This is a genomic window from Roseinatronobacter ekhonensis (assembly GCF_900499075.1).
GTDB lineage: Bacteria > Pseudomonadota > Alphaproteobacteria > Rhodobacterales > Rhodobacteraceae > Roseinatronobacter > Roseinatronobacter ekhonensis.
The window spans coordinates 1-9,431 of sequence record NZ_UIHC01000073.1 but is presented as its reverse complement, the minus strand read 5'-3'; the positions used below and the strand labels follow the sequence as shown (position 1 = coordinate 9,431).

At 59.1% G+C, this 9,431-nt stretch carries 2 protein-coding genes and 1 pseudogene; 2 read left to right on the top strand and 1 reads right to left on the bottom strand.

The annotated features are described in order from the left end of the window. The first annotated feature begins 132 nt into the window (after positions 1 to 132). Both ROE7235_RS17735 and ROE7235_RS17730 read left to right on the top strand, forming a co-directional pair. A complete protein-coding gene (locus ROE7235_RS17735; RefSeq protein WP_121096990.1) occupies positions 133 to 6,252 on the top strand; it encodes a DEAD/DEAH box helicase family protein in 6,120 nt (2,039 codons plus the stop codon). After that, positions 6,249 to 8,396: a UvrD-helicase domain-containing protein gene (locus ROE7235_RS17730; protein WP_121096988.1), complete on the top strand. Its 2,148-nt coding sequence runs from the start codon at positions 6,249 to 6,251 to the stop codon at positions 8,394 to 8,396. The genes ROE7235_RS17735 and ROE7235_RS17730 overlap by 4 nt, the downstream gene beginning before the upstream one ends. Positions 8,397 to 9,159: 763 nt before the next feature. Here the strand turns inward: ROE7235_RS17730 and ROE7235_RS17720 are convergent. Then, positions 9,160 to 9,306: pseudogene (locus ROE7235_RS17720) on the bottom strand (integrase core domain-containing protein); the annotation flags it as partial. Between the last annotated feature and the right edge of the window lie 125 nt (positions 9,307 to 9,431).

Sequence of the window (9,431 nt, the reverse complement as noted above, 5' to 3'; positions counted from 1 at the left end):
GCGCTCGACAAACGCACCCCAGACGCGGCATACTTCGAGCAAGCAGAGATACGAAAAGCGGCATGAACATAAATCTGATGCATCTTAGACAAGCCGCAAACCTGTCCTAAAAAGCAGGACCACTTCAAACAGATGGCCTTTGACCGGCTTGGGGGCGACGCGCCGAGATCCACGCTGGTGGCCACGGGGACCGGTTCGGGCAAGACGGAAAGCTACCTCTGGCCGATCCTCGACATGTGCCGACGGCACAAGACGGAACCGGGGGTGAAGGCAATCCTAATCTACCCGATGAACGCCCTGGCGCAGGACCAGGCCCGTCGGATCGCGAAGGCCATCCACCGGACACCGGAACTGGCTGGCGTGCGCGCCGGGATCTACGCCGATGCACGGCCGAAAGATCCGGTGGTCCGGATGACGGAGGAGAGCATCATCACATCGCGCGAGGCGATGGTGGAGGCCCCCCCTGATATCCTGCTGACCAACTACAAGATGCTCGACTACCTGCTGATCCGCGGCCGAGACCGGGGCTTGTGGGCAAACAATCTGCCCGAGACGCTGCGCTTCCTCGTAGTGGACGAGATCCACACCTTTGACGGCGCACAAGGCGCCGACCTCGCCATGCTGATCCGCCGGGTGAAGGCGCGGCTGAAGACCCCCGCCGGGCACCTGGCCTGCGTCGGATCGTCGGCAACCTTGGGGGACGGCGAAGACGCCTCGGTCGCTCTGCGGAAATACGCGGGCGACTTGTTCGGGGAAGCGTTCGACGCGCATTCAGTGATCCGGGAGCACCGGCTGACCCCGGACGACGTCTTCGCCAGCAATCTTATCTACGATGAGCGCCCCGATGCGGGGAAGGTTAAGGCCGCCATGGAGCGCGCCCGCGAAATGGACCAAGCCGGGGCTGCCGTCGAGATTGCCATGGCCCTGTGGCCGGACATGGAGCGGCCGGAGGACGCCAGCGACATCGGCTGGCGCCGCGACCTGTCCGCGCGTCTCAGACAGACAGACATGGCAAAGCGCGTCTACGCCGCGCTTGGTGCGGCAGGTCCGGCGGCCTCCTTGCCCGACGCAGCCGAGGCGCTGCGCGAGAACTCGTACTCGATCAAGAAAGCCTATTCCGAAGAAGACGCGGCGCTGGTCATCTCGGCCGTCGTGTCGGTGACCGCGTGGGCGCGTGACGATCAGCGCACAGCTCGCGTGGAACCGTTTCTGACGCTTCGGGTGCAGAACTGGGCGCGCGAACTGCGCCGGATGGTCGCCACCCTGCCCCGCATCGACGGGACCGGCACGCTGACCACACCCGAGCTGCTCCATTTCGACGACATCGACGAAGAAACTGCCCGAAGCGCATTGCCCATCGTCCGCTGCGACAACTGCTTCACCGCAGGATACCTTGGACGCCTCGGTCAAAACAACATGTCTCTCTGGGCCGATCCGAAAACTCTCTACGACTCCTGGTTCGAGGGCTCGACACGCTTGCGGATAATCTATCACGATCCACTGGAAATCTCGGTCGGGTCGGAGAAACGCGCCGTTGCCAAGGGACAGGTCTGTGCGGATCAGATCACCTTCTCATTCATGGAAACCGCTACGGACACACCTGAAGCCGGACCACAGACACCGTGCTGGATCTTTGATCCGTCCAGCGAGAAGGGCAAGGTCAAGCGTGAGTGCCCGCACTGCGGTGCCCGTGACGCCCTCTACATTCTCGGAATGCGGTCCGCCCGTCTCAGCTCTGCTCTCGCTGGAACCTTGTTTGCATCGCGCTTCCACGAGGAAAAGGACGAAGCCAAGCCGCGGATGCTGATGTTCTCGGACTCGGTCCAAGATGCTACTCAACGCGCCGCCGTCACCGAGAGCCGGCACGCGCGGTGGACGCAGGCCCGCGCACTGTGGCGCAGCATCGACGACAGCCCAGACAGGGCTTTGACGTTGAAGAGCTTGTTCGAGGACTTTCCCCGTCAGCTGCGAGATACGCTTGGGGACGAGACATTCGTTGCGCGGTTCATTTCGGGCGAGATGACGTGGCGCGATGGCTACAAGAAACTCGTGGCGACCGGCGGCCTCGGGGATCCCTTCATCGCGGAAGATGTCGAGGCGCGCCTCTCATGGGATGTCTTCAGCGACCTGACCTGGCAGGCACGCCGGACGATGTCACTTCCCGGCACTCGGCTGGTGGCAATCGGCTTCGAACCCGAGGCGATTGCTGTCGCAGCGGAAAAACTCCCCGACTTGCTTGCGCGCGAGGGTTTGCAACCTGTTGCTCGAGATACATCGGATGCCGTCTTCTTGCTGTGGGGGACTTTGCTCGAGTTGGTTTCGCGCGGTGCGGTCGACCATCCCTACGTCCGAGCAGCCCAAGCTGTCTCCAACCGGGGCGGCCCCAACTGGTTCGGTGGCCTTATGGCAGTCGATTCCGGGTTCTATGCCCGCCGAGTTCTACCTGTTTTCCGCGACAGTTCCAGGCGAGCCCTTGGGCAACCACGCATTCCGACGCTGCGATTGATTGCGCATGGCTATGAGCGGATGGCGGCGGATTCCCCGTCCAATTGGTATCGAGGTTGGTTCCGGCGCTTCCTTGGCCGCTCCGACGACGCGCAGAAACTCGACAGATTGCAGAGCATCCTCGGCTGCACGATGAAGCTCCTCCAGGCTGAAGGCATGGTCGCAGAGATACGTGGAGCAGATAACGCTTCGCCGACCGCATGGTTGGTCCGTCCCGAAGCAATCTCGGTATCGACTGATGTGACCCACCTCGCCTGCGACCGGTGCTCGAAGAAAATCGCGGCCCTGCCTGGGCAGGGTGAGGGATCACCTTGCCTGCGACCGTCCTGCACTGGCACGCTGCATACAGACACAGACGAAGAGGGGTACGATCACCTTCGCTGGTTCTACCGCCACGGCAGGGATCATCGCGTGGTCGCGCGAGAACATACCGGCCTGCTCGATACTGAAACCCGTAAGGCATTGGAAAAAGGATTCATCGACGGCGAGGCGACATGGGATCCGAACACAATCTCGGCAACCAGTACATTGGAAATGGGGATCGACATCGGGGACCTCTCGACGATGTTGCTTTGTACAGTACCGCCGAAGCCTGCGAACTTCGTGCAGCGCGCTGGCCGAACCGGGCGTCGCGATGGCAATGCCTTGAACATCACCACGGTCAGCGCGCGCCAACATGACCTGCAATTCTGGTCCCGTCCGGATGCCATGCTTGCAGGCAAAGTGGACGCCCCCGGCGTTTACCTGAAAGCCCCAGAGGTTCTGAAACGCCAGGCAGCCGCATTCACCTTGGATCGCTTTGTCGAAAACGCGCATGACAAGGTGGATTTTGGCAACGTCAAACCAGTCATCGACGCCATGGATTCCAACGCGCCAGGAGGTGCGCTTTTCCTTTGGTTGAAACACGTAGATCAGAACGGGCTCGATCTGGCGGACGCTTTCCTCGCCCTGCTACCTGACGAAGCCCGTGCGGTCGATCGGATCACAGACGCGGTGACGGCTTACTTGACCGAGCAGGATGGCTTGCGCAGCCATGTCGCGAAGACCTTCGAGTCGGTCATCACCGATCGCAAACGCCTGCGCGACCTCGAGTCAGACTACGACGTGCAGATCAGGAAGTTGAAGGCGCAGAAGCCGCCGCCGGATGACCGCGACAAGATTGAGGCGGAACTCAAGCTTGAAAAAGCCGTCGTAAAGAAGATGATCTCCGAGACCATCGACAAGGTAACTGTTTTGCAGCACCTGACTGACAGCGGCGTGCTTCCGAACTATGCTTTCCCGGAAGTCGGAGTGAAGCTCAAGAGCTTCATCCAGAAGGGCGGAGGTGACCGCAAAAAAGAACGCGATCCAACGGATATCCGTAGCGCCGAGTACCTGCGCCCCCCTTCTTCCGGTCTTTCCGAGCTGGCGCCAGGACAGATATTCTACGTCGATGGACGACAGCTGAAAATCGAACAGCTCGACATCGGCCCGGATGACATTGCATCGGTCCGCTTCTGCCCGTCCTGCGCTTGGACCGAGCCGGAGGTCGAAGCGACCAAGTTGGCGGACTGCCCGAGATGCGGCTCGGCAGCATGGAAAGACGTCTCGGGTAAAGCCGAGGTTATCGACCTGAAATCGGTGATCGTCTTTACCGATGAAGCCAAGGCAGCCATCAGGGATACAGATGAACGCGATGCGACGATGCATGATCGCATGATCCTGCCGCGCTACGACCAAAAACAGATCGAAGCAGCCTGGACGACGGAAGACGTCTCGCCACCGTTCGGCTACGAGTTCATCGATGCCTGCGAAATGCATGACATAAACTTCGGCGAACGCAAGGCGTCGCCGACCGACAGGTCGATTGCCGGTCGCCAACTGGCCTCCTTTCCGTTTTTGGTCTGCCGCCACTGCGGGAAGGCTCAGATCCCCACGAACGACGACGAAGCGCACGGTGAACATAGCCGCAGGTGCCCAGCGGTTGACGGAAAGCAGCCTCGCGAGCAATGGATGAAAAAGGTTTTCCTGCGACGAAAGTGGCGGACCGAGGCATTGCGCCTTGTTCTGCCCGTCGCAGGAGACACCACCGACGATGAGATGAAGAGCTTCACAGCTGCAGTCGACCTCGGGTTGAAGGCCTTCTTCAAGGGAGCCGTTGATCATATCCGCAGCACGTCTCTATCTGAGACGATCAAGGGAACCACGGTCAGGAGCCTTTATCTGTACGACGCTGTCCCAGGTGGTTCCAGCTACCTCAGGGAACTCGCCACGGATCGCGCCAGCCTGCGGCAGGTCTTCAGCCTCGCACAGTCGACCCTCGATGAATGCTCATGCAAGAGCCTTGAGCACAGCGATGGCTGCCATGCCTGCGTGCGCTCTTACCGCGCTCAGTTCGGGCCTGGCGTAGCAAGCCGCAGCCTCGCGCTGAAACTGGTCAACCGGGTCCTCGCGAGTTGGGACCACCTCGTGGAAGCCCAAGGGTCCATCAATGGACCAATCTCGGGGCCCATGGGAGACAGCGCCCTTGAGGACCGCTTCTACCAGGAACTCAGGGAGAGGCTTGGGACGCCAGACAGTCCTCTTGAGATGAAAGAGATCGTGACGGCGAATGCCAAGCGAGCCTGGCAATTCAAGGTGACTGCGGCCGATGGCAAGGAGTACCTCTGGCGGCTTGAAACGCAGGTGCAAATCAACAAGGCCTTCCCGGGACAACCCGTCAAGCGCGTTGATTGCCTCCTGCGACCACCGGCGTCCACGAAAGCTTTGCCCATCGTTGTCGAACTCGACGGTTGGGAACACCACGGTCCGAACATTGCGCAGGATCTGAAGGATCGTCTATCGATGATCAGGTCGGGTGAGCTTCGCTTGGTGACACTGATTTGGGCTGATTTCGACGAGAAGGCCGCGACCCAGCCGCCTCTCGTAGCCAAAAATGTTGCCGCTTCCGCCGCCATGGTCGAGCGTCTGCAACATTTTCCGACGGAGCAACGCCCTGCCCTTCTCGATCTTCTTAGGTTGCTCTCATCAAAAGACGAAGACAGCTCGCGGTCCCTGAAGTTCCTACTGTTTCTGCTGCGCAATCCTGATGCACCTATTGATGTTCTTTCAGGAAACGCATGTTTTGCCCTGTTCCAGCAAGGCGACCCGGCGATCATTCCCTCCGAACTCTCTTCAGAAAGCAAGGGTTTCATCGACTTCGACAAGTATAGCCGCCAGTTCACTCAACCCAGCATCCGGACATTTATCGGATTGCCCGCAGAAGCGCGTGCCCCAGCCGGGCTTCATCTTACGCGCGTCATGATCCATTCGACGCTGCCAGACAGCGTTCCCGATGCCTCCTCCAACACCTTGCCACGAAAAGACTGGTGGCACCTTTGGACCACGGTCACGCTAATGCAAGGGTTGGATCTTCACGTCTCATCCCCGGAAGGCCATGGATTGGCCCCCCCCGAGCCCTCGAAAGCGAGTAGCAACGATTGGGACAATCTGGAAGACGTGGATGATTGCCTTGAAGCGCTCATCGAACTGCTGAGGAAAAAGATCCCGTCGCCGGATGCCGTCGGATTGGACCTCATCGAAGGTAAAACGGTTGTCGGTAACGCCGAGCTTGCCTGGACGAAGCGCAAGATCGCAATCACCCTTGAACCCTTTAGTGCTGACGGTTGGACCTTGATCAATCAGAACCCTGATCTGGCAGACCCGGCAGCCCTTGCTGCCATCGCCACAAAAATCATCGACCACTTCGTGGCGGAGACCACCACATGACCAACTTATCCGAAACACTGAACCTGTCCATCGACATCAGCTGCAACCTCGCTCTGGAAAAGGTCCCCGCTTCCGTTCGTAAGCAGTTCTGGAAACTCGTCCAGAAAATGCACGCGCATCCCGAGGCCAACGGAAACAACCTGGAACGTGTGAAAGGCGGGTCCGACAAGCGTATGCGCTCCATCAGGATCGATCAGGGTTATCGGGCCATTGCGCTTCAGGAAGGTGATGACCTCCTCCTCGTTCACGTCGACGAACATGACAAGGCCTATGCCTGGGCAGAACGCCGACGTGCTCTCGTCGATGACATCACACGATCGGTACGCTTCGTCGTGGCTGTCTCGGAGGAGACTGAAGCGCCAGCAATTCCGCCCGTCAAGCAGGAGCCCCGACCAGGCCTGTTCGATGCCTGGACGGATGATGAACTGATTTCGGTCGGCGTCCTCATGGACCATCTGCCCACTGTCCGTGCCATCGTCGACGAAGATACGATCACGGCTGCACCCGAGTTGGACGAAGTGGCGCAGCTTTCCCTGACAGGTCTTGCCGCAGGCCTCACCTTGGACGAGGTCCGTGACGAAATCGGCTTGGCGGATGCGCCAACAACCACAGTCACCTTCAGCGAAGCACTCCGTTCCAATATTGCCCAGCGTCGCATTCGCGTCCTCGACGACAAGGATCTCGAAGCCTTTGTCGAGCGCGACATGGCGGCGTGGCGGATCTTCCTTCACCCGATGCAGCGCCGGCTTGCCGAGGGGCGCAAGTCCACCACGCTGGTTCGTGGCGGCGCGGGCACGGGCAAGACAGTGGTCGCAATGCACCGCGCCCGCTGGCTGGCAGACCAGATACGCAAAGACTCATCCCGCAAGGGTCGCAAGGTGCTTGTAACAACATTCACGCGGAACCTCGCTTCGGACATCCGCGAGAATCTTCGTAACCTCTGTCCCGAGAACCTGTCCAAGGCGGGACCAGTCATCGAAGTGATGAATCTTGACGCATGGGTGTCGGAGTTCCTCAGAGCGCGGAACTTCGAGAAAACTATTGTCTTCGGCGACCACAAGACCCTGAAGGCAATTTGGGATGAGGCCTTTGATCGTTTTCCGGTACCGGAGGGCCTCAGCCGAGCCTTCGTGATGGACGAATGGCGGCAGATCATCCAGGCGCAGGGTCTCGAACAGAAGAACGAGTATTTCCGGGCCCAGAGAATTGGGCGCGGATCGCCGTTGAGCCGTCAAATGCGCAAGGAACTCTGGGCGATCTACGAGTATGTCCGTGCGCGCATGGTCGAAGAAGGCCTCGCGGAGCCAGATGATGGCTACCGAGCGGTCCGTGCCATTTTGGATGCCGGATCAATCACCTTGCCGTTCGACCACATCATAGTTGATGAAACTCAGGACATGGGCGAACAGGCCATCCGCCTCCTTCGCGCCATGGTACCCGAACGTGAGAATGACCTGTTCCTTGTTGGAGACGCTCACCAGAGGATCTACCCGCGCAAAGCTTCCATGGCGGCTTGCGGCGTGAATGTTCGTGGTCGCCGGTCCAACATCCTGCGCATCAACTACCGAACAACCGAGGAAATCCGGCGCTGGGCGGTATCCGTCATGACCAGACAGGTGGTTGATGACATGAACGAATCCACCGAATCCGCCAAGGGCTATCGCAGCCTGATGCATGGACCTGAACCGTTGGTGGCCGAGGCAGTGAGCAAATCCGACGAGCTTGCGCAGCTTGTGGAGTGGCTGAAAACCATCGATCTGGAAACCTGTACAGTCGGGATCTGCACGCACACACGGCGACAGAGGGATTTGATCAACGATCACCTTGCTTCCCAAGCCATAAAGCCCGAAATCCTCGAACGCGAGAGTGACGACTCATATCATTCCGGAATCAAGCTTTTGACGATGCACAGATCAAAGGGACTCGAGTTCGACGCGGTATGCCTAATGTTCCTGGGCGCTCAGGACTTTCCACCGCACTGGTTGTTCATGTCAGACGCATTTCCTGATGATGCTGCCCGTGAGGACGAACTTCAGCGGCTGAGGTCCCTGATCCACGTCGCGGCAACGCGGGCGCGGGGCGTTCTAAGAGTTTCGCTGACGGGCCACTTCTCGAAAGAGCTTTTTGATGGGACGATTACGTAGCGCGAAATGCATACCTTCTTGGGCTGATCCATGCTCCGAATTCCGTTGCGAAAATACTTATGTGCTTGGAAGCCTTGGAACAGTGAAAATACCAAGGCAGATGTCGGCCAAAGGATGCGAAGGCGACGCGCGATGCTAAGATTCTTGACGCGCCGTACGGCTGCATGCGATGATTTTCCGTCAGGCCGTTTCCGGTTCGCTGCGATCTACGTCGAAACCGCCAATAACGACCACGCCAGTATTTGCCAGATCGGTGTCGCTTGCGTCCTACTCGACAATTCCATCGAGACTTGGACGACTTACGTCGATCCTTGCACGTCCACATGGGCCTTCACCGGGCTTCACGGGATTGACGCATCGACTGTCAGGGGCGCTCCGAAATTTGCGCAAGCCCTTTCGATCCTCGAAGTCCCGCTGGGCGAGATCACTGTCTATCAACATTCGGGCTTCGATCGAAGCGCCTTCCGAGCCGCATGTACGGCTCTCCGACGTGACGAACCAATTTGGGACTGGCAGAATAGTGTGACGGTTGCGCGCAGAACCTGGCCTGAGTTGAAGGGAAACGACGGGCATGGGCTGTCTTCGCTGAAGAAGCACCTTCGGCTGATGCGAGAGCCAGTCAAAAGGCTATTTTCGCTATTGCAGGCGCCCAGCCGATCGAAGACCAATGGTCTACAGAGGGCCGACCGCTGCGAGGTTACCAAGAAGAACAAGGTGGTCACTCGGTAATCCCCCCATTTTTAGCGGGGTGCATCCGTAGAACTTATGCGGCCATTTTCAGTTTCTGGGCGGGTGTGATGCCGCCGATGCCCATGTTCGGACGGTCGTTGTTGTAAGTCCATAGCCATTGCGTTGCGTGGTCTTGGGCCTCCTCGATGCTTTCGATGATGTATTGGTCGAGCCATTCGTGCGTATTCCGGAGGATCCGGCCACCTATTCCGACAACATCCGGCCACCTGTTCCGGGGTATCCGGCCACCTGTGACGCGTTGCCGTGAGGCAGCGTATTTTGGTTATCAGTCTTGAGGGGTTTCGT

Coding starts and splice junctions, on each gene's coding strand:
- ROE7235_RS17730 (WP_121096988.1), top strand. CDS start 6,249: ATGACCAACTTATCCGAAACACTGAACCTGTCCATCGACATCAGCTGC.
- ROE7235_RS17735 (WP_121096990.1), top strand. CDS start 133: ATGGCCTTTGACCGGCTTGGGGGCGACGCGCCGAGATCCACGCTGGTG.